Source organism: Paenibacillus sp. FSL H7-0756 (genome assembly GCF_038006765.1).
Classification (GTDB): Bacteria; Bacillota; Bacilli; order Paenibacillales; family Paenibacillaceae; genus Paenibacillus_AQ.
Genome location: NZ_JBBOVT010000002.1, coordinates 1,653,763 through 1,678,269 on the forward strand (window position 1 = coordinate 1,653,763; position 24,507 = coordinate 1,678,269).

27 protein-coding genes are annotated in these 24,507 nt (G+C 53.3%); 11 read left to right on the forward strand and 16 right to left on the reverse strand.

The genetic code is table 11. From position 1 onward, the window contains the following. Positions 1–17: 17 nt before the first annotated feature. The 3 genes from NST04_RS23935 to NST04_RS23945 form a co-directional block, all read right to left on the reverse strand. Positions 18–707 (reverse strand): LrgB family protein, encoded by a 690-nt coding sequence (locus tag NST04_RS23935; RefSeq protein ID WP_341186447.1) that lies wholly within the window; start codon positions 705–707, stop codon positions 18–20. Further along, positions 704–1,120 (reverse strand): CidA/LrgA family protein, encoded by a 417-nt coding sequence (locus NST04_RS23940; protein ID WP_036695124.1) that lies wholly within the window; start codon positions 1,118–1,120, stop codon positions 704–706. Before NST04_RS23940 ends, NST04_RS23935 begins: the two co-directional genes overlap by 4 nt. 264 nt (positions 1,121–1,384) lie before the next feature. Then, positions 1,385–2,071 carry an NAD(P)H-dependent oxidoreductase gene (locus tag NST04_RS23945; protein ID WP_341186448.1) on the reverse strand — a complete coding sequence of 229 codons (687 nt, stop codon included), beginning with the start codon at positions 2,069–2,071 and terminating at the stop codon, positions 1,385–1,387. A gap of 150 nt (positions 2,072–2,221) precedes the next feature. On the opposite strand from NST04_RS23945, the gene NST04_RS23950 reads away from it, so the two are divergent. Beyond that, on the forward strand, positions 2,222–2,608 hold the full coding sequence (locus NST04_RS23950) for a winged helix-turn-helix transcriptional regulator (RefSeq protein ID WP_341186449.1): 387 nt from the start codon (positions 2,222–2,224) through the stop codon (positions 2,606–2,608). A gap of 64 nt (positions 2,609–2,672) precedes the next feature. On the opposite strand, the gene NST04_RS23955 is transcribed toward NST04_RS23950, so the two are convergent. Continuing rightward, a complete protein-coding gene (locus NST04_RS23955; protein WP_341186450.1) occupies positions 2,673–3,044 on the reverse strand; it encodes a YkvA family protein in 372 nt (123 codons plus the stop codon). A gap of 111 nt (positions 3,045–3,155) precedes the next feature. After that, positions 3,156–4,118, reverse strand: coding sequence for an acetylxylan esterase (locus tag NST04_RS23960; RefSeq protein WP_341186451.1), 963 nt, complete (start codon positions 4,116–4,118; stop codon positions 3,156–3,158). Between the two features lie 97 nt (positions 4,119–4,215). Here NST04_RS23960 and NST04_RS23965 point away from each other — a divergent pair, with 97 nt between their 5' ends. Next, positions 4,216–5,055 (forward strand): sugar phosphate isomerase/epimerase family protein, encoded by an 840-nt coding sequence (locus NST04_RS23965; RefSeq protein WP_341186452.1) that lies wholly within the window; start codon positions 4,216–4,218, stop codon positions 5,053–5,055. A 126-nt stretch (positions 5,056–5,181) separates the two neighbouring features. Beyond that, on the forward strand, positions 5,182–6,264 hold the full coding sequence (locus NST04_RS23970) for a glycosyltransferase family 4 protein (RefSeq protein ID WP_341186453.1): 1,083 nt from the start codon (positions 5,182–5,184) through the stop codon (positions 6,262–6,264). Between the two features lie 126 nt (positions 6,265–6,390). On the opposite strand, the gene NST04_RS23975 is transcribed toward NST04_RS23970, so the two are convergent. Next, complete coding sequence (locus tag NST04_RS23975; RefSeq protein WP_341186454.1) at positions 6,391–6,795, reverse strand: hypothetical protein; 405 nt, start codon at positions 6,793–6,795, stop codon at positions 6,391–6,393. Positions 6,796–6,951: 156 nt separating this feature from the next. Here NST04_RS23975 and NST04_RS23980 point away from each other — a divergent pair, with 156 nt between their 5' ends. Then, on the forward strand, positions 6,952–7,716 hold the full coding sequence (locus tag NST04_RS23980; RefSeq protein ID WP_341186455.1) for an SGNH/GDSL hydrolase family protein: 765 nt from the start codon (positions 6,952–6,954) through the stop codon (positions 7,714–7,716). 49 nt (positions 7,717–7,765) lie between these two features. Here the strand turns inward: NST04_RS23980 and NST04_RS23985 are convergent, their stop codons facing one another. Then, positions 7,766–8,863, reverse strand: coding sequence for a glycosyltransferase family 2 protein (locus tag NST04_RS23985; protein ID WP_341186456.1), 1,098 nt, complete (start codon positions 8,861–8,863; stop codon positions 7,766–7,768). 185 nt (positions 8,864–9,048) lie between these two features. On the opposite strand from NST04_RS23985, the gene thiD reads away from it, so the two are divergent. Further along, complete coding sequence (gene thiD / locus NST04_RS23990; protein ID WP_341186457.1) at positions 9,049–9,861, forward strand: bifunctional hydroxymethylpyrimidine kinase/phosphomethylpyrimidine kinase; 813 nt, start codon at positions 9,049–9,051, stop codon at positions 9,859–9,861. Positions 9,862–9,997: 136 nt separating this feature from the next. Here thiD and NST04_RS23995 read toward each other — a convergent pair whose 3' ends face one another. The 3 genes from NST04_RS23995 to NST04_RS24005 form a co-directional block, all read right to left on the reverse strand. Next, complete coding sequence (locus NST04_RS23995; RefSeq protein ID WP_341186458.1) at positions 9,998–10,903, reverse strand: hypothetical protein; 906 nt, start codon at positions 10,901–10,903, stop codon at positions 9,998–10,000. A 74-nt stretch (positions 10,904–10,977) separates the two neighbouring features. Then, on the reverse strand, positions 10,978–11,508 hold the full coding sequence (locus NST04_RS24000) for a GNAT family N-acetyltransferase (protein ID WP_341186459.1): 531 nt from the start codon (positions 11,506–11,508) through the stop codon (positions 10,978–10,980). Positions 11,509–11,607: 99 nt separating this feature from the next. Beyond that, positions 11,608–12,429: an AraC family transcriptional regulator gene (locus NST04_RS24005; RefSeq protein WP_341020904.1), complete on the reverse strand. Its 822-nt coding sequence runs from the start codon at positions 12,427–12,429 to the stop codon at positions 11,608–11,610. A 132-nt stretch (positions 12,430–12,561) separates the two neighbouring features. Between NST04_RS24005 and NST04_RS24010 the strand changes: the two genes are divergently transcribed. The 5 genes from NST04_RS24010 to NST04_RS24030 all read left to right on the forward strand — a co-directional run bounded on the left by NST04_RS24010 (position 12,562) and on the right by NST04_RS24030 (position 19,433). Continuing rightward, on the forward strand, positions 12,562–15,675 hold the full coding sequence (locus tag NST04_RS24010) for a glycoside hydrolase family 2 TIM barrel-domain containing protein (protein ID WP_341186460.1): 3,114 nt from the start codon (positions 12,562–12,564) through the stop codon (positions 15,673–15,675). 320 nt (positions 15,676–15,995) lie between these two features. Then, positions 15,996–16,541 (forward strand): MerR family transcriptional regulator, encoded by a 546-nt coding sequence (locus NST04_RS24015; protein ID WP_341186461.1) that lies wholly within the window; start codon positions 15,996–15,998, stop codon positions 16,539–16,541. A gap of 309 nt (positions 16,542–16,850) precedes the next feature. Continuing rightward, the gene (locus NST04_RS24020) at positions 16,851–17,825 is read left to right on the forward strand and encodes a phosphotransferase (RefSeq protein ID WP_341186462.1); all 975 of its coding nucleotides are present in this window, start codon (positions 16,851–16,853) and stop codon (positions 17,823–17,825) included. 151 nt (positions 17,826–17,976) lie between these two features. Beyond that, the gene (locus NST04_RS24025) at positions 17,977–18,471 is read left to right on the forward strand and encodes an RNA polymerase sigma factor (protein ID WP_036729806.1); all 495 of its coding nucleotides are present in this window, start codon (positions 17,977–17,979) and stop codon (positions 18,469–18,471) included. Between the two features lie 62 nt (positions 18,472–18,533). Next, positions 18,534–19,433, forward strand: a complete 900-nt coding sequence (locus NST04_RS24030; protein ID WP_341186463.1) for a hypothetical protein — start codon at positions 18,534–18,536, stop codon at positions 19,431–19,433. 91 nt (positions 19,434–19,524) lie between these two features. Here the strand turns inward: NST04_RS24030 and NST04_RS24035 are convergent, their stop codons facing one another. The 5 genes from NST04_RS24035 to NST04_RS24055 all read right to left on the reverse strand — a co-directional run bounded on the left by NST04_RS24035 (position 19,525) and on the right by NST04_RS24055 (position 22,358). Then, positions 19,525–20,067: an AAA family ATPase gene (locus NST04_RS24035; protein WP_341186464.1), complete on the reverse strand. Its 543-nt coding sequence runs from the start codon at positions 20,065–20,067 to the stop codon at positions 19,525–19,527. Next, complete coding sequence (locus NST04_RS24040; RefSeq protein WP_341186465.1) at positions 20,064–20,558, reverse strand: ParB N-terminal domain-containing protein; 495 nt, start codon at positions 20,556–20,558, stop codon at positions 20,064–20,066. Before NST04_RS24040 ends, NST04_RS24035 begins: the two co-directional genes overlap by 4 nt. 59 nt (positions 20,559–20,617) lie before the next feature. Beyond that, on the reverse strand, positions 20,618–21,340 hold the full coding sequence (locus tag NST04_RS24045) for a CD3324 family protein (RefSeq protein WP_341186466.1): 723 nt from the start codon (positions 21,338–21,340) through the stop codon (positions 20,618–20,620). Between the two features lie 71 nt (positions 21,341–21,411). Beyond that, entirely contained in the window at positions 21,412–21,942 is a 531-nt protein-coding gene (locus NST04_RS24050; protein WP_341186467.1) for a hypothetical protein, read from the reverse strand. Continuing rightward, on the reverse strand, positions 21,939–22,358 hold the full coding sequence (locus NST04_RS24055) for a MerR family transcriptional regulator (protein WP_341186468.1): 420 nt from the start codon (positions 22,356–22,358) through the stop codon (positions 21,939–21,941). Before NST04_RS24055 ends, NST04_RS24050 begins: the two co-directional genes overlap by 4 nt. A 188-nt stretch (positions 22,359–22,546) precedes the next feature. Here NST04_RS24055 and NST04_RS24060 point away from each other — a divergent pair, with 188 nt between their 5' ends. Then, positions 22,547–23,431, forward strand: a complete 885-nt coding sequence (locus tag NST04_RS24060; protein WP_341186469.1) for a LysR substrate-binding domain-containing protein — start codon at positions 22,547–22,549, stop codon at positions 23,429–23,431. A 21-nt stretch (positions 23,432–23,452) separates the two neighbouring features. Here NST04_RS24060 and NST04_RS24065 read toward each other — a convergent pair whose 3' ends face one another. Beyond that, positions 23,453–24,442, reverse strand: a complete 990-nt coding sequence (locus tag NST04_RS24065; protein WP_341186470.1) for an aldo/keto reductase family protein — start codon at positions 24,440–24,442, stop codon at positions 23,453–23,455. Positions 24,443–24,507 lie beyond the last annotated feature (65 nt).

The following is a 24,507-nucleotide window of genomic DNA, read 5'->3' on the forward strand; positions in this document are numbered from 1 at the left end:
ACTGAAGCACTGCAAGCTTAATGGTACATGATCCAGGCGACTAGCGGTCCGGCAATGGAGCCGACAATCGCGCATACGGTCATGGCTACAGAGCTCATGGACACCGACTCTTCGCCGTATTCCAGCGCCTTGGCTGTGCCGAGAGCATGGGAAGCTGTGCCCAGGCCAATGCCGATCCCCGACTCGCTGCGGATTCTGAACAGCTTGATGATATAGGGGCCGCCAATCGCGCCGGTGAAGCCGGCAACCATCACGAAGACGGAGGTCAGCGATGAATCTCCGCCGAGATTGCTGGAGATCTGGATCGCTACAGCGGTGGTAATCGACTTGGGCAGAATGGACAGCACATACAGCTTGGAGAAGCCGAGTCCGGCTGCCATCAGCAGTCCGCTGAACATTCCGACCATAAGTCCGGTGACTGTTCCGCCGAGAATGGCGGGGAGGTTCTTCCACAGCACATGCCGCTGTTTGTATAAGGGATAGGCCAGCGACACTACGGCTGGTCCCAGCAGGCGGTTAATCCAGTCGCCACCGATCATATAAGTCTCATAAGAGATATGGAAGCCCATGAGCAGAACAACAACCGTAAACGTTGCGGTCAGCGCGGGCAGGAGGACAGGAAGACGGTAGCGTTTGTACAGCATGGACATGAAGAGATAGATCACAACGTTCATCAGCACGAAACCAATGGCCAGCAGAATTCTCATGCTTCCTTCCCCTTCCCGTGGAGATTACGGGCACGGTACGTCCGGCGTGTTAAGCGTTTGACGCTGCGGGCTGCAATCCACTGGCTGGAATGTGCTGTGACAACCATGGTCAGCACACTGCTGATGACAAGAATGCCGATCAGGAGCAGCCCTCTTCCGCTGAAGATATCCAGATGGTTCATAATGCCTGCGGTGGCGGGGATGAAGAACATGGGCAGATAAGCCAGTATAAAGGACGAGCCGTTCTCGATCAGCTTCACCGGCACAATCTTCAGCAGCAGCAGAACGAACAGCAGCAACAGTCCCACGATACTGCCTGGAATCGGCAAATGAAGCAGCTCTTGCAAATAGTCTCCGGCCAGGAAGAACACATACAGCAAGCAGACCTCGGCGATAATGCGGATGATTTTCATAATGCAGGAATCCCTTCAATCTTGAAATGACGATCATAAACAGCCTCTTTCCGGCAGCAGGCTGACTTCCTAAGAGTAGCAGAATTTTCAGTAAATTTTCAATAAGTTTTCGACTCTTCTATGTATTTTCATTACGGTGGATGCGGAAGCAGGAACTGCCGCAGGTCCTCCAAATTGCAACAAGAAACGGATGCTGCCTTGAGGGCTGCACCCGTTTCTTTTTAGATTCTCAGCAGATTCTCCTGCCCGCTGATGACGCCGCCCTTAGATCCACTCTATCACCTGGGAAGCGGTCCGCCGGGTCTTGGTACGCGGCTCGCCGGTGCGGTAGCCGAAGGCTACCATGCAGGCCAGTCCGAAATGTTCAGGGTCCATAATTCCCTCGTCGGCCAGAAGCTGCTCCATCTTCTGCTTATCGAAGCCTTCAACCGGACAGGAATCGATGCCGATCAGCGCCGCTGCGGTCATCATATTGCCAAGGGGCAGATACGTCTGACGCGCCCCCCACTCGAAGATCGCCCGCTCATTGCCAGCCAGGCCGAAATCGTTTTTCAGGAATGCGCCGTAGACCCGCTGCTTGCCCTCTGCAATCTCAACCGGCAGCTTCTGCACCTCCGACATCATACTCTGAATATATTCTGAGTCAGCTGCCAGATCACGCGGCTGTCTGGCCAGAATAAGCACGAAATGGCTTGCGGTCGGAAGCTGCTTCTGGGCGCCCCAGGCGTATGGCAGCAGCTTTTGCCGGAGCTCCGGGTTCTGGACAACGACAAACTTCCAGGGCTCGAACCCGAACGAACTCGGTGACATACGTCCCGTCTCCAGAATGAAGCCGAAATCCTCCCCGCTGATCTTTCTGCTGCTGTCGAATTCTTTGGTCGCATGTCTATACTCATAGGCCGCCAAAATCTGCTCTTTCGTCATTTCACTAACTGTGCTTGTGTTCTCCATCCTCCATACTCCCTTTCTGTCTACCGTTCATGATAAGGAATTGACGTTTTCCTGTTCCCATGCTTATAGTAATGGATATACAACACATTTAGAAGTACGCACATTTTTGTGATGTAGTATACAAAATGATACTAAGGAGCGTGTTCAGTGATGCGCGACCGTAAAGGCGGTTTCGGCACCTGCCCTGATGGCAATGCCTTTGCTTGTCCTGTAGAATTCACCCTCGATGTCATCGGCGGCAAATGGAAGGGGGTACTCTTGTACCATATGATGGATTCCACAGTCCGGTTCAATGAATTCCGCCGCATCTGCCCCAGCATCACCCAGCGCATGCTGACCCTGCAGCTCCGCGAGCTGGAGGAGGATGGCGTTGTACACCGTGAGGTCTATCATCAGGTGCCGCCGAAGGTCGAATACTCTTTGACCGAATTCGGCCGGTCTCTGATTCCGATCATCAAGCTGATGAGAGATTGGGGTCTGGAGTATCAGGCGAAGCAGCAGATCTCTGAGAGTCCGGCTATAGACACCGGAGTGTAACGGGGCATAGCAAAATAGGGATGCAGCCACCCGCTGCATCCCTTCGCTGTCTTCCAGGCTATTTTTAATCCTCGAAGAACTCCTCCGCCTTCTGTTTATGCTCCTCCTTGACCTGTCCGGCAATGGCCCGGATGCCCGCAGCCATGACAGCAGCATCGTCTGTGAAGCCCAGGCCGATTAGCGCATCGGGAATGGCATCGATCGGGGAAATGAAATAAGCCAGCGCGCCAAAGGCAATCCCTTTCGCCCATAACGGTGTTTTGGCATCCATAGCACAGTAGTACATGGCTATCGCTTCTCTGGTGAAGGGGATTTTACCGGCGGCTTTCCGGGTTTTGCTCCAGAAGCTCTTTTTCACAAGCTCCTCATTCTTCTTGTCATACTCAAAGCTCTCCACCAATACTCCTGCCGGCAGCTTACCTGTCTGATTATCCATCCGTAATTCCCTCCCGGTGATTAGACTGCCTATTCATGGCCTCGCGACAACCCTTACTATATCTTCACACCATTCCCTTACTGCTAATCACTGTGGGTTAGAACAATTCACTCAGGAGCCCAGATGTTCCTGGAAGAACAGTGCCGTCTGTCTGCGCTGGAATTCGCTCACCTCATGCCCGGAGAACGGATAATCCTTAATCTCCTTAGGCGACTCTATCCGGTTATAAGCGGCATAGATCGTCTCCGGCATACATACTGTATCCTTCCAGCCTACGGACATCTGAACAGGGACGGTGAAACGGTGCGCCAAATTAACGATGTCGAAAAAGGCCAGATTTCCCAGCACACGCTCAAGGTGCTCGGGATAGCGCTTCAGGTAATCCGCAATCTCAGTGAGTGAGCTGGTGGAATTCAGCACTCCGAAATCCAGCCGGCACAAGTTAGGAATGTCTGCGGCTACCGCAGCCACGCGGCGGCTGAGCGCCCCTGCCAAGAGCGCGATACCTCCGCCCTGGCTGGCTCCATTAATTGCAATACGTGCCGGATCAACCCCGGGCAGCTGCGCTGCCGTCTCGATAGCCCGGACCGTATCGATAGCTAACGCCAGATAATAGGATTGCTCCTTCTCCAGCAGCCCCTGGGTAATCCAGCCTCTGACAATCCCGTGCTCCTGCGGCAGCAGATTACCGGTCTCGCCAAGCTGTCCGCGTACATCTACAGCCAGGACAGTGTATCCAAGCAGCAAGAAATGTGCGTAACGTTCGGGATATCCCCGGTCTCCGGTGTACCCTGGAAAGGTCACAATACACGGCCGGTCTCCCGTGTCCTCTGTATCAACAGCAGACTGGATATACCAGGCATTGATCGTAGTCTCCCCATAGCTCATGTAGCTAACCTTACTCACCTTCATACCCGGATACGGGGTCTCTTCAGGGGTGAGGGTCACCTCCAGCGGCTGCTCCTCATCTTCTGCGAGCAGATCATTCCAAAATTCATCAATCGTCTCCCGGTCCAGAGTAGGCTCCGGACGGCACTTCTCCAGCTCTTGCTTACGTGCTTCTATTGCATTCATTTCAATTCCTCCTGTTGTTGCATGCACTCTTTAACCTTGCATGTCTATGTAAGCGTCATTAATATTATAGTTATAAATTGATAGAATTCCAAAGGAGTTGTTTATTATTCGTTACGGAACGTTAGCGCACACGGCCGGCTGCCTGCCGCTGAAGGAATTGACTGCCGCTCTTCAGACCTACAATATTGATTTCGTACAGCTCGCTCTGTCCAAGGCCATACAGGATATCGACCTCTCCCCGGGCAAGCTGAGTCCCGGACTCGCTTCCTATATCGCCGAGCAATTCGACAAGGCCGGCATCCGCATCGGCGTGCTTGGCTGCTACATCAATCCGATTCACCCCGATCCTGCGGTCCGCCGGGCGGAGATTGACCGCTTCAAGGAGCATCTGCGCTATGCCCGCCTGTTCGGTGCCCCTATGGTCGCCACGGAGACGGGAGCACTCACGACCTTCCAGGAGCTTGACCCTTACCGCTATGAGGAGCTAGGCTGGGATGCCCTTAAGGCAACGGTCGAGGAACTGGCGGAGGAAGCGGAGAAGTGGGGCGTATTCTTAGGGCTTGAAGGCGTCAGCACCCATACCCTGTCCTCTCCTGCCAAAATGCGGCGAATCCTCGATGAGGTGCCCTCCAGCTCCATCGGTGTCGTATTCGATCCGTGCAACCTGATCGGTCAAGAGGTTCATCTTCAGGATGAGATCGTCGACCAATCCTTCAGTCTGTTCGGCGACCGGATCATCCTCGCCCATCTCAAAGGAATCTACGAGGACGGCGGACGCATACGTCACGGCGCTCCCGGAGCCGGGCTGTTCCACACCGCTGAGTTCCTGGACAAGCTTGAGGCGCATAAGCCGATGATCGATGTCTCGCTCGAGGATGTCAATAACCTGGAGATCCAAGACTGCGTGAACCTGCTGCGCAATCTGCGCAATTCCTGATCATCCGGTCATAACCCCATTTCCTCCAAAAGTACCGCTTAGCGGTACTTTTCGCTTTTCACTGAATAAAATAGTATACCTATCGCATTGTTGCAGGGCGATTGTGCAGAAAGGAAGGGATCACAGATGCGGTTCACTTTCCCCATTCTTACCTTATGCCATGGCGGGGCGCAACGCATGCTTGTGGAGCTTACGAACGGTCTTACGGCCCGGGGCCACCAGGTTGTGATTGTCATGCCGCTGGGAGGGGATGTTTCCTATGACGTCCATTCCACTCTGCTGATAACCGACCACACGCTGCTCCGTGAATCCGATTTCCCGGTCAGTGATATCATCGTCTCCAACTTCTACACTACGGTTCCAGTCTCACAGGCAGCCAGCTTGAACGGCAAGGGCATGCATATCCGCCTCTCTCTGTGTTACGAACCGCTGTTTCTGCCAGAGAACGAGGTCTCCTTCCCCTCCTATAACATTACCGATAAGCTGATTGTCCTCTCGAGATGGCAGCAGGAGTTGATTAGACTGGGTCACGGAATCAGCGGAAGCATTGTGCCGGTAGGGATCAGTGCTTCATTCCGAAACATGAATATCCGTAAAGAGCTTCAGGAGCCGCTGAACATAACAGCGATCCTGCGCAAGGTGGAGAACGGGTTCTCCTGGCACCGCGAGCAGAATTATCTGGTGAACCAGCTGGATATCGTGAAGCAGCACTTCCCGTGGGTCAATATCAATTTCATCAGTCCGCCGGATGAATGCTTCAGTTCTGAATCCCTGAGAAGAATGATGGACAGCGGCAAATACCGCTTCTTCACCCCGCTCAATGATGAGGAGCTATGCTATCACTATAACGGTGCTGATATTTTTGTGAGCTCTAGTATTTTCGACACCGGTTCATTGCCAGGACTTGAAGCGATGCGCTGCGGGGCGGCGTTAGTCTCGGTCTATTCGGGAGGAAATCTGGAGTATGCCCGCCATGAGGAGAATTGCCTGTTGTCCTACCGGTATGAGAACCGGCTTGCGGCGGATGTGATGCGGCTTATTCAAGATTCCGTACTCCGGAGCCGGCTCGCCGCGCGCGGTGAGGCCGATTCAAAATCATGGACCTGGGAGAACAGTGTTAAAACCCTGGAGCGGACGGCTGCCGCCTTTTTAAGCGGGAACGGTGCGGGAAAAGCGCGCGTTGGCCGCCCTTTTGCAGAGAACGGGTAGGCAGCTCCGAAGAATAAAGATGATAGACAAAGTAGAATAGCAAGGCAAAACAGGCCCGGCTTGGAGGAACCAGCTGGACCTGTTTTTTTACAAATATAAGAAACTAAGGGCAGACAACGTCATCGCTTACACCAGGGACAGTCCCGAGAAATCTATAGGACCTATCAGATTGGCTGAATGCAGCGTAGAGGAATTCACTTGTGAAATCGTCAACGTATAAGTGAAATACCCCGGTGTAAAGTTAAAGTCCACATAGGAGAAACTGAACGGAGCATATTGCTGCCCGCCGGATGCCGTTGCCAGCAGGGTAAATACGGGTGTTCCCGAACGCAGAATTGTAAGCAGCAGATTGGGATTGCCCAGCGTTGTCTGAACACCAACCGTGGCATTGAGCAGGACACTTCCGCCTTGTACTGTGGCAAGCCCGAATTCGGTCAGCGTATAGATGGAGGGGGACAGGGGAACAGGTATAGTGAGCGATTGACTGAAGCTGGTAATTGCACTTTTACTGAAATCAATGATTTTGGTCATCAACACGGCCTCCTGGTAACAAATTCCTTCTCCATTATTCTATGGGAAATTCAGTCTGCTGACTGGACTAAGAAACCATGACATCTATACATAGGCAGGGCTGCATGTATGGTTTACACTGATTGTATATACACTAGGGTTATCGGAGGCGGGAGCATGAACAGAAATGAGGAGCAGCAAGAGTCCATGGGGTCTCAGTTCAAATATATGGTCAGCGGGGACTCTATCTCCAAGGGCGTTGTATATGACGAGACCCGAAGCAAGTATGTCATTCTGGAGGATAACTATGTATCTATGCTTCAGGGCAAGCTCAAGGGAGCTATGCGCAATACTGCCAGATTCGGCAATACGCTGATGAAGGGCTTCGGCAATCTGAAGCGGGATGTCCTGAAGGAGAAGCCCGATGTGGTGCTGATTGAATACGGCGGCAATGACTGCGACTACCATTGGGGAGAGATTGCGAGCAACCCTGAGGCTGAGCATAGTCCCAAGACGGATTTTCCGGCCTTCGAGCGGATGCTGGCTGATATGATTCATTTCCTGAAGAACCAGGAGATCACGCCAATCCTGATGAGTCTGCCTCCGCTGAATGCGGACAACTACTTCAAGTGGGTCAGCGGCAACAATCCCGATTCCGAAGTGAACATTATGAAATTCCTCGGCAGCGTCACCAAGATCTACTGGTGGCAGGAGCGTTACAACTCCGCGATCCTCAAGGTCGCCGAGAGCACCAAGACGAAGATTATCGATGTCCGGGGCGCCTTCCTGCAGCAGCCGGATTACACCAAGTTCATCTGCCGGGATGGCATCCACCCTAACCGGGACGGCCACCGGATTATCTACGACAAGGTGCTGGAATTCATCCGCACGAGCGAACCTCAGCTCCTGCTGGAGCCGGCGGCAATGCCTGGACATCCTTAGACCATAATAAGCGCTCCCCCAGCCTTGGCGGGGGAGCGCTTATTGGTGCTCAGAGCTGCTGCAAGGAGACATACTTGTCGCCCAGAAGCTTCTGGAAGTAATTCCGGTTATACAGCATGCTGGGATGGCTGGGGGAATGAAGCAGCGCAGTCTCATTATACCGGTTGGCCCGTTCATGCTGCCCCAGCCGGTCATAGCAGAGCGCAAGCTGCAGATTCGGAATCCAGGTGGCGAAGGCTTCATTCTTCATCGCCATGGATTCCGCCTGTCCGGGCAGCTGAAGGGCAAGCTCAAACCAGTAGATTGCCGGGTGAAGCTGGCCCTTCTCCAGATGCCAGGTCCCCAGCCGGCAGCAGCCTTCGGCACGCGGGGCATCATATTGCAGCGTACGGGTAACCGCAGTGAAGGCTGCTTCCTTGTCCCCCATTGCTTCCAGGCATTCAGCCAGCCGCAGGCAGGCCTGAATATTGTCTTCGATCCAGCCCTGCCCGCCGCTGAGGAACTGCTCATAATACCGGCAGGCCTCCCTGTGAATTCCGTGGTCACGCAACTCATTGGCGAAATAATATTGATCACGTGCAGAGAAGCTCTCCCCTGCCGCTTCCCGTTTGCGGTAGATCCGCAGATTACGGTCCGTGTACGCTTTATCCTTCTCATGGGTAACACAGACGGCACTTGCCAGTGACGGGCCGTAGACCTCCAGATATTCATGCACCGGACCGATCCAGCGGAACCCGCACGCACGGCGGACCAGCCGGTTGCGCCGCAAGGAGGTCGTCACCCTTCCCTCCCCGTCAAAAGCGAGATTATATTGCATACTCACACTGTCCACATGTTCCGGCAGTGAAGACTTCAGCTCCCTGAACAGCGCCTGATCCTCTTCTCTCAGATAGTCGTCTGCATCCAGCCAGAAGATATAATCCCGGGTCGCCTTGCTGAAGGCGTAATTACGGGCAGCGGAGAAATCCTCAATCCAGGTAAAATCGTAAACTGCGGCTCCGAAGGCACCGGCAATCTCCTTGGTGCGGTCTGCCGATCCCGTATCTATAAGGACGATCTCATCGACCAGCCCTTCCACAGAAGCCAGGCAGCGGGGCAGGCTCTTCTCCTCATTACGGACAATCATGCATAAACTGATCTCAATCATGGCAGCCTCCTGAATAAATAATCCACTAGACTACCATGATATGCAGTGCGGCAACCGGCAAACCCTTGCTCTCACCCAAGGGCAGCGGTGCGTTTTTGGAGCTTATACTTTTTTTGCGGACTAAGCCGATGATTTTTGTTATAATAAGCAGCATACTATTCATATACAAGAAGGGGACGTTACCTTTGTCAAAAATCATTAAGACATTAACCATTGCCGGCAGTGACTCCAGCGGAGGCGCAGGCATTCAAGCAGACCTCAAAACCTTTGAGGAATACGGCACTTACGGCCTTAGTGCCCTGACTACCATTGTAACGATGGACCCTGACCGGGGCTGGCATCATAATGTATACCCTGTCGATGCTGCCATCGTTGCCGAACAGCTCAAGACGATCTTCGCCGGCGGTCCAGTGGATGCCATGAAGACCGGGATGCTCGGCAGTGTCGAGATTGTTAAGGTGGCTGAACAGGCCCTGAAGAGCAACAAGCAGACCAATGTCGTGATCGATCCGGTTATGGTATGCAAAGGCGAGGATGAAGTGCTGAACCCGGAGAGTGCGGATGCTATCCGCGATCTGCTGCTGCCGCTGGCTACGGTGGCTACTCCCAATCTGTTCGAAGCCGGAGTGCTCTCCGGTCTCGGCAAGCTGACTACGCTTGATCAGATGAAGGAAGCTGCCCGCCTGATTCATCAGCTGGGCACCCAGAATGTTGTCGTCAAGGGCGGCAAGGCGCTGGGCGGCGACAAGGCGATTGATATCTTCTTCGACGGCAGCGAATACCTCATCCTTGAGACTGCGAAGATCGAGCCTGCTCATAACCATGGCGCCGGCTGCACCTTCGCCGCAGCGATTACCGGCGGACTGGCTAACGGCTTGTCGGTGAAGGATGCTGTAGTGAAGGCGAAGGATTTCGTATCCGCCGCTATCCGTAACGGATATGCGTTCAATGAATATGTCGGTCCTGTATTCCACGGGGGCTACCGTCTGGAGCAGTAAGGCCGAACGGAACGGATAATCAGGCAAGCTAACAAACAGCAAGTGAACACCTACATCCTTCTCCAAACCAAAGGGGCGTCCCAAGCAGCCATTTCATGGCTTTTGGGACACCCCTTCTTTTTACTGTGTATCCTGCTTACTTAACGGGCGGCTCCTCCGCAATATGCTTCACGAACGCCAGCATCTTATCCTTGTCCTTGTCGTTCAGGACACCGATAATGATCGATTTCGCATTATAATTGATTGGCAGCTCCGAGATGAACGGGGATTTCAGAATATCCACACCGTACAGCTCATTCTTGCCCGTGTCCTCATTGACTCCCCACTGCATCCGGGTATCATCCGCCGCAAGCTTCCCGTCCGCCGTGATCGGCTCCAGATTCTGGAATCCGGTCTGCCCGCCAATCCACTTGACGGTGGCCTCATCCAGCACGAGGATATCCGGCCGGTTCGCCGCCAGCTCCACAACTGCCTTTTGCATATAGTTCATGTCCAGCGAGTCGGAGCCATCGCCCGTTCTGGGCAGATAAGTCATCACCGTCTCCACACGCTTCCACTGCGGGTAAGCCGCGATGATCGCCTTCTCCAGCTCCTCGGTCTTGCCGCTCGTATCCGTGACACCGAAGCTGCCGATGAACATAATCTTCGCATCCACGGGCGGCAGGGAAGCTAGATATTGTCGATGCTGGTAATTGTCATAGAGGGCCTTCCCGCCAAAAATCACTACCAGCAGCCCGATAATGCCGAGGATTACATGTGTTTTGTAGAGCCGCATGAAGGTCTCCCACTTGCTCGCCGTACCGGAGAAACGTCCATACTTTGCAAGCCGCTCGTCTTCAGCCTTCTGGATCTCCTGTTCATCCCAGGTATCAAGAATCAGCTTGTACGCCCGGAAATCCGCTTCGTAGGCTGCTATCTCTTCCTCTGTGGTCAGGGCGCGTCTTCGCTTCAGGAGCAGGTCGAACCGCTTGTTCAGTTCCTCTCTGGTTACGGTTTCAGGTAATCCTAATTGCACATACGCTTGCTTCAGGTTCTCGTTCACATTGAATTCTCCTTTGATATGGATGATGCCATAATTCTATATTAACAGACTTCACCGTGTATTCTCCACTCGCGCTATTGGCGGGCAGCCATGTCCGGGGTCTCCATCAGCAGGAACTCCATTTCGCTCTCCCCGTGCTGATGCACAAAGCTATGTAAAAGGACGAAGCCTGCCTTCTTGTACAAGCGGACTGCCCTCAGGTTAAAAGCTGCCACCGACAATCTGAATCGCTTCGCGTCATACGTCTGCTCTGCAAACCTCATCCCCGCCTGCAGAAAAGCCAGTCCATGGCCCTGCCCCGTCAGATCCGGTCTTATCCCCAAGCCGATATCGAGGGCCGTTCCATCGAGGTAGAGTCCGCTCTCTATCCCTTCCCCAACCTGCGCGTTCTGCCCGTAACAGAAGAACCCGATCAACGCTCCGTCCGCAGCAGCTACGCTGAAATAAGAGCCATCCAGCAGCTCCTCGATATCCTCTGCGGCATCAGCCGCATCCAGCATATTGTACAGGGTATATGGCGGTTCGTACCTCCAGTTGACAATCTCCCTGGCCGCCGGCTCATCCATTAAGCGGATCTGATAAGCTCTGCTCTGTCCTAGGATCACTATAATATCCCTCCGCTCTCTTGTTTTCTAAAATTTGTGGGCGTAAGCCCGGATGATAATCCAGATGTATAAATGCGCTGTCTCTAATTATAGCAGTCTCTAGTCCAATCCGTGCAGCCCTCTCCACTCTTCCGGCTGCATGCCGGTAATGCGTTTGAAGACGGCGCAGAAATAGCTGACATTCTCGAAGCCGGCCCGCTGCGCGATTTCATAGATCCGCTGGCCCCGGCTGCTGAACATCAGCTGCTTGCTCCGGTTGACCCGCTGCTTATTAATGTAAGCCACCGGCCGTTCACGGACGGTCCGCTGAAACAGCCGGCACAGATACTGCGGCGAGACAGACGCCACCTCGGCCAGCTCCTTCAGCAGCAGCGGGCGGTGCAGGTGAAGCTCAATATATTGCAGCACCGGCTTCATCCGTGCAAGCTCGTTGTCCTCATTCGAGGCCGGAAGCAGGCTGCGCTTCAGATCCAGCAGCAGTGCATACAGCAGCTTGGAACGCTCAAGATTGTCCTGCAGCTCATTGCCGGAGGAGAGGGTAAGCATCTCTTCCAGCGGAGCAAGTATGGGCTCAGCCCGCAGACGTCCGACCCCGGACTCGCGGATTCCGGCGTAGAGCAGCATCTGGGCTGCTTCTCTTCCGTTGAACGAGATCCAGGCCAACTCCCACTCCCGGCTAAGCGGGGTATAGGAATGGGGAACATCGGGGTAGAGACAGAACAGGTCGCCCGCCTCCGCAAGGTAGGACTTGCCCCTGATATTCACTTCACCCTTGCCGCCGAGGACCTGGTGCAGCTGATAATCCGGGAAGCCCGCAGGCCGGGCCATCTCCCCCTGATGCTCCCAATACCCGATGGTCGTTGCATACAGCGGCAGCAGAAGCATATCTTCCATCTCGCAAAAGATCATCGTGCTATCCATAGCGTTCCCCCTTCCGATGCCATCCGGCACCCCTTAGTTTCATATTCTATTATATCTGAACAAAATCATTATATATACCCAGAACATTTCCCATCCTATAATATGAATATAACAATATAAGGAGATGTTAACTTGCGCAACAAACTCTCATATCAGCAGCCTGCCAACGGATATCCCGAATGGAACAATAATCCTGAGATTTTTCAATTGAACCGTATAGACGCCCATGCCTCCATGATGTCCTTCCCGGCAGCAGCCGATGCTCTGCAAGGGGATAAAGCTTCCTCCTCCCGTTACCAGTCGCTGAACGGAACGTGGAAATTTGCTTTTGCCGAAACACCGGATGCACGGATCAAGGACTTCTATAAAACCGGCTACGACGCTGCCGGCTGGGCAGATATCGCCGTTCCTTCCCACTGGCAGTTCCAGGGATATGATTATCCCCAGTACACCAATGTCCGCTATCCTTGGGAAGTGTCCGAGCCGGATCTGAAGCCTCCCTTCGCTCCGACGGTATACAATCCGGTAGGCTCCTATATCCGTTCTTTCAGCGTTCCGCAGGATTGGGACGGACAACCTGTATTCCTCAGCTTCCAGGGTGTGGAATCGGCCTTTTATGTATGGGTGAACGGAGAACTTGCCGGATACTCTGAGGATACCTTCACACCGTCAGAATTCGATATCACTGCCTACCTGCTTCCCGGCGAGAACAAGCTGGCCGTTGAAGTCTACCGCTGGTGTGATGCGAGCTGGCTCGAAGATCAGGACTTCTGGCGTCTGAGCGGAATTTTCCGCGATGTCTATCTCTACACTGCGCCTCCGGTGCGGGTAGCCGACTTCTTCGTCCGCACCGGGCTGGACAAGACCTTCACCGATGCGGAGCTGCAAGTCGACCTGACGCTGGAGAACTATTATAACCGGGTCACCGGGGCACATTCCGTAGAGGTGCAGCTCTACGACAGCAAACAGCAACCGGCATGGGCAGCGCCTGTGTCAGCCGGGTTTGCTTTTGAAGGGGAGGGAACTCAGCTCCTTAAGCTGTCCGCAGCCGTGAAGAACCCGCTGAAATGGAGCGCGGAGAAGCCTAACCTCTACACCCTGCTGATTTCGGTGAAGAACGATCAGGGAGAGCTGCTGGAGGCGCTCAGCTGCAAGACGGGCTTCCGGACCTTCGAGATCCAGGACGGCCTGATGAAGATCAACGGCAAACGGATCGTATTCAAGGGAACGAACCGCCATGAATTCTCCTGCGATACCGGCCGTGCGCTCTCCAAGGAAGATATGATCACCGACATCAAGCTGATGAAGCTGCACAATATCAATGCCGTACGCACCTCCCACTATCCGAACCAGTCGGTATGGTACGAGCTGTGCGACGAATACGGTCTCTATGTGATCGACGAGACGAACCTGGAGACACATGGCTCCTGGCAATACGGGCAGAAGGAACTGCATGAGGGCAACGTTCCCGGCAGCCGCCCGGAATGGCGCGCGAACGTCATTGACCGCTGTAACTCCATGATGCAGCGCGACAAGAACCACACGTCTGTCATCATCTGGTCGCTTGGCAACGAATCCTTCGGCGGCGATAACTTCCTGGCCATGTATGACCACTTGAAGCAAGCAGACCCGACCCGTCCGGTGCATTATGAAGGTACTTATCATTACAGACCTTCGGACGCGGCCAGCGATATTGAATCAACGATGTACATCAAGCCGGATGAAGTCGTGGAGTATGCGCTCAGCAATCCGAAGAAGCCTTATATTCTATGCGAGTATAGCCATGCCATGGGCAACTCCTGCGGCGGCCTGCATCTGTACACCGAGCTGTTCGACAAATATGACAGCATTCAGGGCGGATTCATCTGGGACTGGGTGGATCAGGCGATCCGCACAACCACTCCTGAAGGCGTGTCTTATCTGGCTTACGGCGGAGATTTCGGGGAGCAGCCGCATGACGGCAACTTCAGCGGCAACGGGCTGCTGTTCGCGGACCGCAGCGTGACGCCTAAGCTCTACGAGGTGAAGAAATGCTATCAGAATATTATCATCACCGCACTGGATCTGAAGAGCGGAAGCTTCGAGGCCCGCAACAACTTCCTGTTCACGGATCTGGCAGACTATCAGCTGAGATGGACGCTCGCCCTGAACGGCAGGGCGGCCCAGGAAGGACAATTGCCGCTCTCCGCAGCGCCTGGCGAAGCAGCCAGCTTCACGGTTCCTCTGGATTCAGCGCTGCTTGAATCGGACAAGGAAGCAGTGCTAACGGTGTCATTTGTTCAAGAGAACACAACCGCCTGGTCTGAGGCCGCGCATGAAATTGCCTGGGAACAGTTCGTGTTAACCCCGTACATTCCATCCGGCAACCCGGATAGCTCAGGCAATACGCTACAGGTCAACGAGCAGGATGGCTTCCTGACCTTTGAGGGCAAAGCCTTTGCGCTCTCCTTCGAGACTGCAACCGGCGCGCTTACTTCTCTGAAATCCTCCGGGAAGGAGTATCTGCTGACACCGGCCAGACCTAACTTCTGGCGGGCCGTAACCGACAACGATCTCGGCAACAAGCATCCCGAGCGCTGCGCCGTCTGGAAGGAAGCCTCCTATGAGCGTCAGCTGGCCCGGTTCAGCTGCCGCGTGGAAGGCAATCTCGGCTTCGTGACCGCCGACTATCTGCTGGGTGCGCAGCCGCAGTCCACTCTGCGTGTGCATTACGAGATTCGCACAGATGGTTCTGTCGAGATTGTCCAGGAGCTGAACCCGGGCAGCAGCAGCCTGCCGGAGATCCCGGAATTCGGAATGGTCTTCGAACTGGACAGCAGTCTGGACACGATCTCCTGGTATGGCCGCGGGCCGCATGAGAACTATTGGGACCGTAAGGCTGGAGCTCCGCTGGGACTCTACACAGGCAAGGTCAGTGAGCAGTTCACGGATTACCTCCGCCCTCAGGAATGCGGCAACAAGACGGATGTCCGGTTCGCTTCCGTTACCGCAGGACACGAAGGACACGGATTATCCGTAGAAGGCGCGCTGCCGCTTGAAGTTAATGCGCTCCCTTGGTCTCCGGCTGAGCTTGAAGCCAGCGACCACGGCTACAAGCTTCCAGCCTCTGACAAAACCGTGCTGCGTGTCAATTACAAGCAAATGGGTGTCGGCGGCGACGACAGCTGGGGTGCGCCAACGCATGAGCAGTTCACGCTGCTTGCGGGCCGTCCGTATACGTTCAAGTTCAAGCTCTCCCTGCTATAACCCCTGCCTTTTCCCTTAAGGCAGCTCAGCACAATGTCTGTAACGAGCTGAAGAAAGCTTTTCATAATTGCCCGGAAGGGGTTATGGAAAGCTTTTTTTGTATTCCTACTATAATTCTGGTCCATGAAGAAAGAAGCGTGGCAGGACCACTCCCCAGGGATACAATTATACTCTTCTGTATGTACACCGCTCTCTAGAGAGCAAGAATAGTCGTAATAACACTTTGATTGGCGAATCAGCACTTCCTTTGTCACCCGTGCAGGGGGCCGCCGAAGAATAACGAATTACTCATAGAAGACAACTACACTGGAGGGATTGAAATGGAAATTCTGAAAACAAAGGAAGCTGCGGAGCTGCTGTCCGTTAGCCAGACTACGATCAAACGCTGGGCGGCCATGTTCCCCGATTTCTTTCCAAAGGACCGTCTTGGACACTATACCTTCTCGGAGCAGCAAATCAGCCAGCTTAATCATATTAAAGACCGTATTAATCAGGGGGAAGCATTGGAAGGGATAGACCCGGATCTCACCAACGACAAGCTGTCAAGGGGACCGCTGCAGGAGAATCCAAGCCTAAATACAGACGGTGACCCTATGAATAAAATATGGTCCCGGATCGAGTATATTGAACACGCACTGGATCAAAAAGCGAGCGAGATCGTTTCGGTACAGCTGCTCCAGCAGCGTGCAGAGCTTGAGGATATGCGAGTAATGATTAAGCAATTATCCGCATCTCTGGAAACAATGCAGAAGCCCGGCAGTCCATCCCTCTCCCCGCATGAAGAGGTTTATCCGGTTGCCTCTGGCAGGCTGATGTCTCCGCCAAGAAAGCGCGGTCTATTGCGCTCTTTTTTCTCATTCCTATAACCCTATAGGTCGCTGCACTGCTGTCTCTTCACATAGAGAGTTTGCGAAGAGGCCGGTTCATCTGCCTGCGCCACTTGCCCAAGTTGTGACTTTCCTCCGAAATAAGCGCGCCTCAGTCCGTAACGCCGAGCCAAACGCCCAATTAAGATCGAACCCTGTTTGAGTATGGGGACACCCAGGGGGGATTGCTCCACGCCTTCAGCCCTTCTGACATCGCTAAGCCTCAACTCCACCATTAAATCTGATGCTCTACTAGCGTAAACACTTCGCTAACCCAGCCCTTATATTACCCCGACGAGGAGATATTGTATGTCAGATACAGCCGCAAGAATCCGGGATGAGATCCTGGATTCTATGACAGAACGATTCGGGATGCATGTCACGGAAGCGGTCCAGATTGATCAGGGCTTCCTGAATCTGAAGTGGAGACTGGACAGTGATCAGGGCCGTCTGTTCGTGAAGCAGTACAGCAAGATCCGTTACCCTGAAGCGCTCACCCGCGGACTGGAGATCTCGTTAGGCCATCAGGACCATCTATACCTGGAAGGCCTTCCTGTTCCGAAATTATTTTCATACGAGGGGAATTATATATTGAGAACGCCTTCACAGGAACGGTATGTGCTGATGACTCTGTGTGACGGGCACAGTCTTGCCCCCGGCTCGGCCACGGAGCAGCAGATGTATGCACTGGGCAGGGTTGTGGGCCAGATGCACAAGCTGCTTAATGCGCAGCCTGCTTCGTTACCGCTGTATTGGGAGGTCCGCAGCCAAGCGTCTATGGTGAGAAACTGGGAGGCACGCTATCTTCAGGCCACTGCCCGGCAGAGCGAGGATACGATATCGGCGCTTGAGCTTCAGCGGAGGATCATAGACCGGATGGACACCGGCATCTTCGCGGCCTGCGAACGGGGCTGGGGGCACCGGGATTTGTTCGTGGATAATATCCTGTTCAGTACAGATCAGGTGGCAGCGATCCTGGACTTCGACCGGCTGCATTACGTCTATCCGGAGTTCGATGTAGCCCGGCCGATCCTCTCCTGTGCGTTGGCTGAAGGAGGGATCGGACTGGACCAGGTACGGTCGTTTGTGACAGGCTACCGTGAATATACCCCCTTGCCTGCAAGTACACTCATCCGGTCACTCAAATTAATCTGGTGGAAGGAAGCCGAATGGATCGCCGTGCCCGGGCAGGATGAATTCCCGCCGCTTGTCCGCTTCCGTCAGGAGAATCAGTGGGTCGCGGCCAACTGGGACCGCTTGAATGATATGTTCGCCGGAATCTGAGGAATCTTAAGAATTGGGATAGGGCCATTAATCATGGCCCTTTTTTTGCTGTATCAGGGTGAGCTTAGAGCACGCAGAATAAATTCCCGGAAACAAAATGTGACCGGATGCCGTCCTAAAGGGTGTTATAGATAAAGGAGGGCATAACCTCATGCAGCAACCCATGACCCGGCCGGGCCATCCTGTGATGAAGAGCTACGAACAATATGCAGATATGCTGTACCGGATTGCCCTGGTTCATTTGGGCAGCCGCCAGGATGCCGAAGAGGCTACGCAGGACACCTTCATCAAGCTGATGGAAAAGGCTCCCGTATTCAAGGATGACGAACACCAGAAGGCCTGGCTGATCCGGGTCATCACCAATCATTGCAAGAATCTGCTGGGCAGAGGCTGGCGCAAGCGCGAGGTCAAGCTCGAAGGGGTGGAGCCGGTTACGGCCGATAACCCCGAGGAGCTGGCGGTCTTGCAGCTTGTGCTCGCCCTGCCGGTGAAGTATAAGACTGTGATTCATCTGTACTATTACGAGGATTATCCCGTCCAGGAGATCAGCAGAATTCTGCAGATCAGCGAGTCGGCCGTGAAGATGAGACTTCAGCGCGGGCGTCAGCTGTTAAGACTGGAACTGGAAGGAGCAGAAGCGGAATGAAGGAAGAACAGTTTCGAAACCAATATAAGAAAGCGGTGGATACTATGAGTTCAAGCAGAGAAATGAAGCAAGGGTTAGAAGGTAAAATGGAACAAAAGCGCCGTCCGCGTAAAATGGTGTATATTGCAGCAAGCGTGCTGGTTGCTGCCGGGATCGGCCTGGCCGGACCAAGTGTAATGAAGCAGCTGGGCGGAACAGGTTCACCGAATCAAGTAGCCCAGGTCGATCCGGGTACACCTGCTGCCGGGAACTCTGCCGGAGTCGTTATTCCCAAGATCGAGCTGCCGGATAAAAGCTCCGGTGCTGTGGCCGATATGATTGGCCTAGTCGTCTACCAGGGCAATATCTATACCCAGGCAGCGATCCGCATGGAAGCGGCTGATGCAGCTGCACTGCGCGGAGAGAAGCTGGGCCGCACGACCAGCGGGATTGATGAATGGAGCAGCAAGGATGCGTATACCGAGCTGGCCTCGAACATCGGGGAGACGGATATTTATGCCGTCAAGGGCTATGATTCCGGCTTCCTCGTCATGTCCTATACAGAAGTGGATGGCCAGGTGTTCGCGGAGCTGTACGAGCATACGAATGGAATTACCGTGAACAGCGGAGCCGATCTCATTGGCAAGCTGAACCTGGACGGGCGCATCGCCTCCGCCCAGTGGGAGAGCTTTGAAAGCTGGAATAACGGCAAGCAACAATACCTGCCGCTGCCCGAAGGCGCAGCGCTTGACGGCTTCCTGAGCGCCCTCATGACCGCCAAGCCCCTAGCCGCTGAGCCGCTCATAGAGCAAGGGATCTATGACAAAGAAGACCGCAAGCTGGTCTACCTTCAGCTGGAGGACAAAACCCGGGTGGAGCTGACCCTGTTCAGCCAGGGACTCGTTCGCTACAGCAATGCGCCGGTATTCTTCGAGGTTGAGCCCGGTGCCTTCCAGGCGCTGTGGGATAGTATGAAGCCGTAAGCGGTGGCATCCAATTCATCTGATAGACTATACCAGCTAAACTAGTTCAAAGGCCATCCCGGCAGGGATGGCCTTAAACTTTTACATACAGCTATGATACAATTCCCGCGCTCCCCTTCCATTTTGACCCGATATACTCCTTAATCTGTTCTGCCAGACGGGCCGGAGGTGTAGAGGTTGAGTCAAAGGTCGGCATCGGCGGATCATACTCCGTATCTGCATGGTCCAGCAGCCACTGCGCGAATTCCTGATGCTGCCTAAGCATATCCTCTGTCCAGGTTGCTGCATCCTCCCGGCCCCGCAGGCGGGCATTGCGGGTAGCATCGTCACAATGCAGGTTAATAAAGTGCACTTCACTGAACGCATCGTATACATCGCATTTCTTGGCATCCCAAGGCATCATCGTCCCGCAAATAACCGTTCCTCTCCCCGACAACGCAACGGCACGCGCACAATGAAACAGCACATTATACCGGTCCTGATACTCCAGCTTCTGGCCCGTCGTCCCGAAATTATCGTCATCCGTGCTGAACAGCACAAATTCAGGCATCTGTCTCCTTAGCTCGTGCATCACCGTTGTTTTGCCTACGCCGCTGGCTCCGGTGATAATGAATAATGGCAATGTCGCTGTCATATGTACTCAGCCCTCTCTTCACTCAAGTATTCCGAAATATACCGCTGATCCTCCTCTGAACTCGTCCAGAATATCACGGGGGCATAGGTAATATTCATCTGATGCAAGGCCACGTTACGGTGACGCCCGTCATTGATTTCAAATCTCCCGTCAGCATAATTAACAATGAGCGGAGGCATATCCCACCCGCTGTAGCACTCCGTCATCTGCTCAACAATGTCATAAAAGCCGGCAATTTCATCTGCTCTGGTCAAATACGATGGGGGACCCTCTTCTATGCCAAACTTTGTGATATCCATGCGGACCGGTCCCGTATACGTTCTAGGCTCCAGCAGTAATCCGTCCGCAAATACCACATTACCCCCGTCATTTCTCAAAAAGAGCTGTAACCACTCCTCTATCGCCCCCCGCCGGGCGTATTCTATTGCACAACCTGTAGTCCCGTAGGTCATCCCCAACGTCTGCCTTTCCTTATGTGATATCTTCATCATACCGGAGAGCCGGGAAAGGTCATATGACGAGAATAGTTAAAGCTATTCCCGGCATAAGCCTATACGTGCATAGCATAATCCGCCAGCGCCTTGCTGTAATCCGCCCGCTCCGTAACCCATAGGATTACAGGATACTCACTCACCTCAGAGCGTTTAAGCGCTTCCAGCAATGGATTGCCGCAATTCAGCTCCAATTCCCCTTGTGCGTAATTCACAATAAGCGGCGGAGTATCCTGGCCGGCATGGATATCATTCATCCAGTGCAACACTTTTTGCTCAAAATAATCCCGGTCCACTCTCCACATCATGCCACCCTCGGGTCCGCTGGATCTGCTCAGCAAGGAGAGCGGCATCCGCAGCGGACCTGCATAATATCTGCACATCAGCCGCAATCCGTCAGAGAATCCCTTGTTACGGCGGCCGAACAGCAGATAGGTATGAATCCATTCTTCCAGCATGCCTGCTTCCGAGTAGGCTTTGGCGGAGTTTGTAGTGGGATGGTAATCCAGTTTATTCGTATCCTTCTTGGAATACACAATACGTTTAACCGTCTCCTCGGACAGAAAGTACTCCTTCGACAACTCACAGACCGGGGTCCCATTCAGAAATTTATTAAGCATCATCTGATTGCGTCTGACCAGAGCTTGACGCTGGCCTGAAACCTCTCCCCAGGCCTTCTTATGGTTATCCTGCGGAACATACAGCAGCTTGCCCGCTGCATATTTCTTCACTTCCTGTAACAGCTTCTCCGGCAAAATATCCCCGGCGTTCTCATAGTTCATAGATTTCACCTGCCTGTGATGCAATTATATGGCTCGCACTATACATTGTGCCAATTAGAGGTTAGTCATTATTATCTTATTACCCCTTCAACGCGGTACTTCTTCTCCCATTCCGACATAGCGCTGGAATCAAGCCTGATTAGCTTAGCTGGGGTGTATTCGTTGTACTGTCTCAGCTCATTGCTGCCGCATATCCCCCGCAGCTCTTTAATTCTGCGCACTACTTCCTCATCAGTACGAATCGCAGCCGACTCTTCCTCAGACACGACCATAAGCGGGATTTCCTGCTTCACATTGGTTAACGTTCCATCGCCGCCCGTGTAGGACAGCTCAACATTAATGGTATATTCCCCACAAGGGATCGGCTCCAGCGTGAAGATTTCAAAGTACAGGTCCGTTACTGCCAGCATCTCGTTAATCCTTAATCTCCCACTGCCGTCTTCAACAGTACCACTCAGATCAGGAGACCGGTGAAGCCCTGCCGGAAGGATGAATTGTAAGCGGGCATTCTGCACAGGACACGGCAGAGCCAACTGAATCCAGAGATGATTCATGCCTTCTTCATGCTCAATAGCAGATTTTGCAAAACGCATTTGGATCATACCTGTCCCTCCTCTTGAAGTAAACGGGTGACGGCCTCAACCATCTTCTCCTTCAGCGCAGGCGAGATCCGCGGGCTAACGGAGAGAATTATATCTTCACTGATAACATGCAGCTCACTGTGGAGCATCTGATCCGACTGGTACAGCCGCAGATTATCCCCGAGCTTGATCACATCATCCAGCGGCAATCCCGCCAATTTCTCCTGTGCCGAAGCCAGCGTCTCGCCGCTCTTGGACAAGACTAGGATGGCGCGCAGATAGTGCAGATGATTGTCGGTGTACACCCTTTTGTTCCCGTCCAACTCAAGCGGCGGCAGCATCCCGATCTGCGTATAATACCGGACCGTCCGCAGATTCATCTGCGGATCTTCACTCTGCAGTACCTCAGCCAATTGCTTCGCAGTGTAGGTATTCATTGGATTCTCCTTTCTTATCAAAAAATTAAGTTACACTATACTGTATTGGTTACAGTATGGTGTAACTTATTGGCAATGTCAATAAGAAGCCCTCACTTCTTCGTAGGATCTCTGCTTCTTAACGCGTCCTCCTTCTCCTCCTTCATATGCTATAATGCCAAGAGGGATAGGAAAAGAGGTCCAACACAATGGATATACGAAAATTACAATACTTCATTGCGGTTGCGGAAGAGCTTCATTTCCATCGTGCCGCAGAGAAATTACATATGACGCAGCCTCCGTTGACCCAGCAGATTCAAGCACTGGAACAAGAGCTGGGTGTGAAGCTATTTGAACGGAACAAGCGTCAAGTCCGTCTCACCCCGGCGGGATCTGTCTTTTTGGAGGAAGCCCGAAGGATCTTATCTCAACTGGAGCGGTCTATTCGAACGGTACAACTGGCAAGCCAGGGCATCATTGGACATTTAAACATTGCTTTCATCGGTTCCGCAGAGGGCGGAATCATGGTGGATGTGCTCAAAATATTCCGGAAACGCTTCCCTCAAATCCAGCTGAATCTGCTGGAAATGACTTCTGCCCAGCAATGGCAGGCCTTACATGACGGTACCATCCATATTGGATTCCTTCGCTTCATTGAACCGGCTAAGAATGTTAGTCATTGCAGCTTGATCAACGAAACTCTGGTTGCCGTGTTGCCTGATCAACATCCCTTGGCTGAACTGCCGGCGGTGCCCGTCTCTGCTTTACGTTCCGAACCATTTATCTTCTTTCCGCGTAAGCACGGACTTCCTTTTCATGATCTTATTATGGGTTTTTGCGCAGAGCATGATGTTTACCCTCAGATTGTACAGGAAGCCGTACAAATGTATACCATTGTAAACCTTGTAGCAGCGAACCTCGGGGTTTCCATTGTCCCTTCTTCGGTTTCCGTGTTCCAGCGCAGCGGAGTCGTATTCAGACCCTTCGAAGAAAACTCGCCGCCTGTTCCCTTCTATGCTGCCTGGAGAACGGATACGAATCAGGCCATCCTCTCTGCATTTGTAGAGATTTTACAAGATCATAATTCCAAGTGAATGGTGAGCAGACAGACTTATTCAGCCGGTCTTTGCAGGGTCACGTTCAACCAGTCCCTCCAGTACTCTATCGATCTCACCCAGCAAATCAAGTTCAAGACGCACCCCTGAAGCCTTAACATTCTCTTGTACCTGCTCCGGTCTGGAGGCCCCGATGATTGCAGACGACACCTGCGGATTCTGCAGGACCCATGCGATGGCCAATTGCGGCAGCGTCAGCCCCGCTTCATGTGCAAGTGAGGAGAGTCTGGAGACCGCCGTAAGGACCTCCGGGTGCAGCCACTGGCCAGCCAATCGTTCGAAAAATGGAGAACCCGCCGAAGTCGAAGCGCGGGACCCCTGTGGAACCGGTTGATTCGGCAGGTATTTTCCCGACAGAATTCCTTGGGCCAGCGGTGACCAGACGACCTGCCCGATTCCTTCCTGCTCTGAAGCCTGGATAACCTCCGCTTCGATCACCCGCCATAACATCGAATACTGCGGCTGGCTAGCCACCAGGGGAACCCTCAGCTCCCGGGCCAAAACTGCGGCTTGTGTGATCTGTTCAGCCGTCCATTCGCTGATCCCCACATACAGAACCTTACCTTGACGCACCAGATCAGAGAATGCCAGGAAGGTCTCCTCCAGCGAAACCTTTTTATCAAATCTATGGGCATAGTAAATATCTATATAATCCGTCTGCAGCCTCTTCAACGAAGAGTTACAAGCTTCCATGATATGCTTCCGGGATAACCCCCGGTCATTGGGCCCTGTTCCTGTAGGCTGATAGACCTTGGTACATAACTCGATGCTTTCCCGCCGCACTCCTGTTAAGACTTCTCCCAGCACCGTCTCCGCCTTCGTGTCTGAATACACATCTGCCGTGTCAAATGTAGTAATTCCCGCATCCAATGCAGCATGGACACAAGCTTTGGCTGTGTCATAATCCACTTGAGCACCATGCGTAATCCAGTTTCCAAAAGCAATCTCACTGACCGATAAGCCGCTAGCACCCAATTTCCGATATTCCATCTTCTTACCTCCTAAATTAATAGTAATTTAAGCGTAACAAACCACTATTAATAGGTGAAATATCA

Coding starts and splice junctions, on each gene's coding strand:
- NST04_RS24060 (WP_341186469.1), top strand. CDS start 22,547: ATGGATATACGAAAATTACAATACTTCATTGCGGTTGCGGAAGAGCTT.
- NST04_RS24045 (WP_341186466.1), bottom strand. CDS start 21,340: ATGAACTATGAGAACGCCGGGGATATTTTGCCGGAGAAGCTGTTACAG.
- NST04_RS24030 (WP_341186463.1), top strand. CDS start 18,534: ATGAAGCAAGGGTTAGAAGGTAAAATGGAACAAAAGCGCCGTCCGCGT.
- NST04_RS23985 (WP_341186456.1), bottom strand. CDS start 8,863: ATGATTGAGATCAGTTTATGCATGATTGTCCGTAATGAGGAGAAGAGC.
- NST04_RS24035 (WP_341186464.1), bottom strand. CDS start 20,067: ATGACAGCGACATTGCCATTATTCATTATCACCGGAGCCAGCGGCGTA.
- NST04_RS23980 (WP_341186455.1), top strand. CDS start 6,952: ATGAACAGAAATGAGGAGCAGCAAGAGTCCATGGGGTCTCAGTTCAAA.
- NST04_RS23940 (WP_036695124.1), bottom strand. CDS start 1,120: ATGAAAATCATCCGCATTATCGCCGAGGTCTGCTTGCTGTATGTGTTC.
- NST04_RS24055 (WP_341186468.1), bottom strand. CDS start 22,358: ATGAATACCTACACTGCGAAGCAATTGGCTGAGGTACTGCAGAGTGAA.
- NST04_RS23955 (WP_341186450.1), bottom strand. CDS start 3,044: ATGGATAATCAGACAGGTAAGCTGCCGGCAGGAGTATTGGTGGAGAGC.
- NST04_RS23960 (WP_341186451.1), bottom strand. CDS start 4,118: ATGAATGCAATAGAAGCACGTAAGCAAGAGCTGGAGAAGTGCCGTCCG.
- NST04_RS23970 (WP_341186453.1), top strand. CDS start 5,182: ATGCGGTTCACTTTCCCCATTCTTACCTTATGCCATGGCGGGGCGCAA.
- NST04_RS24040 (WP_341186465.1), bottom strand. CDS start 20,558: ATGATGAAGATATCACATAAGGAAAGGCAGACGTTGGGGATGACCTAC.
- NST04_RS24005 (WP_341020904.1), bottom strand. CDS start 12,429: ATGGATAGCACGATGATCTTTTGCGAGATGGAAGATATGCTTCTGCTG.
- NST04_RS23975 (WP_341186454.1), bottom strand. CDS start 6,795: ATGACCAAAATCATTGATTTCAGTAAAAGTGCAATTACCAGCTTCAGT.
- NST04_RS24025 (WP_036729806.1), top strand. CDS start 17,977: ATGCAGCAACCCATGACCCGGCCGGGCCATCCTGTGATGAAGAGCTAC.
- NST04_RS23950 (WP_341186449.1), top strand. CDS start 2,222: ATGCGCGACCGTAAAGGCGGTTTCGGCACCTGCCCTGATGGCAATGCC.
- NST04_RS24050 (WP_341186467.1), bottom strand. CDS start 21,942: ATGATCCAAATGCGTTTTGCAAAATCTGCTATTGAGCATGAAGAAGGC.
- NST04_RS23945 (WP_341186448.1), bottom strand. CDS start 2,071: ATGGAGAACACAAGCACAGTTAGTGAAATGACGAAAGAGCAGATTTTG.
- NST04_RS24065 (WP_341186470.1), bottom strand. CDS start 24,442: ATGGAATATCGGAAATTGGGTGCTAGCGGCTTATCGGTCAGTGAGATT.
- NST04_RS24015 (WP_341186461.1), top strand. CDS start 15,996: ATGGAAATTCTGAAAACAAAGGAAGCTGCGGAGCTGCTGTCCGTTAGC.
- NST04_RS23935 (WP_341186447.1), bottom strand. CDS start 707: ATGAGAATTCTGCTGGCCATTGGTTTCGTGCTGATGAACGTTGTGATC.
- NST04_RS24020 (WP_341186462.1), top strand. CDS start 16,851: ATGTCAGATACAGCCGCAAGAATCCGGGATGAGATCCTGGATTCTATG.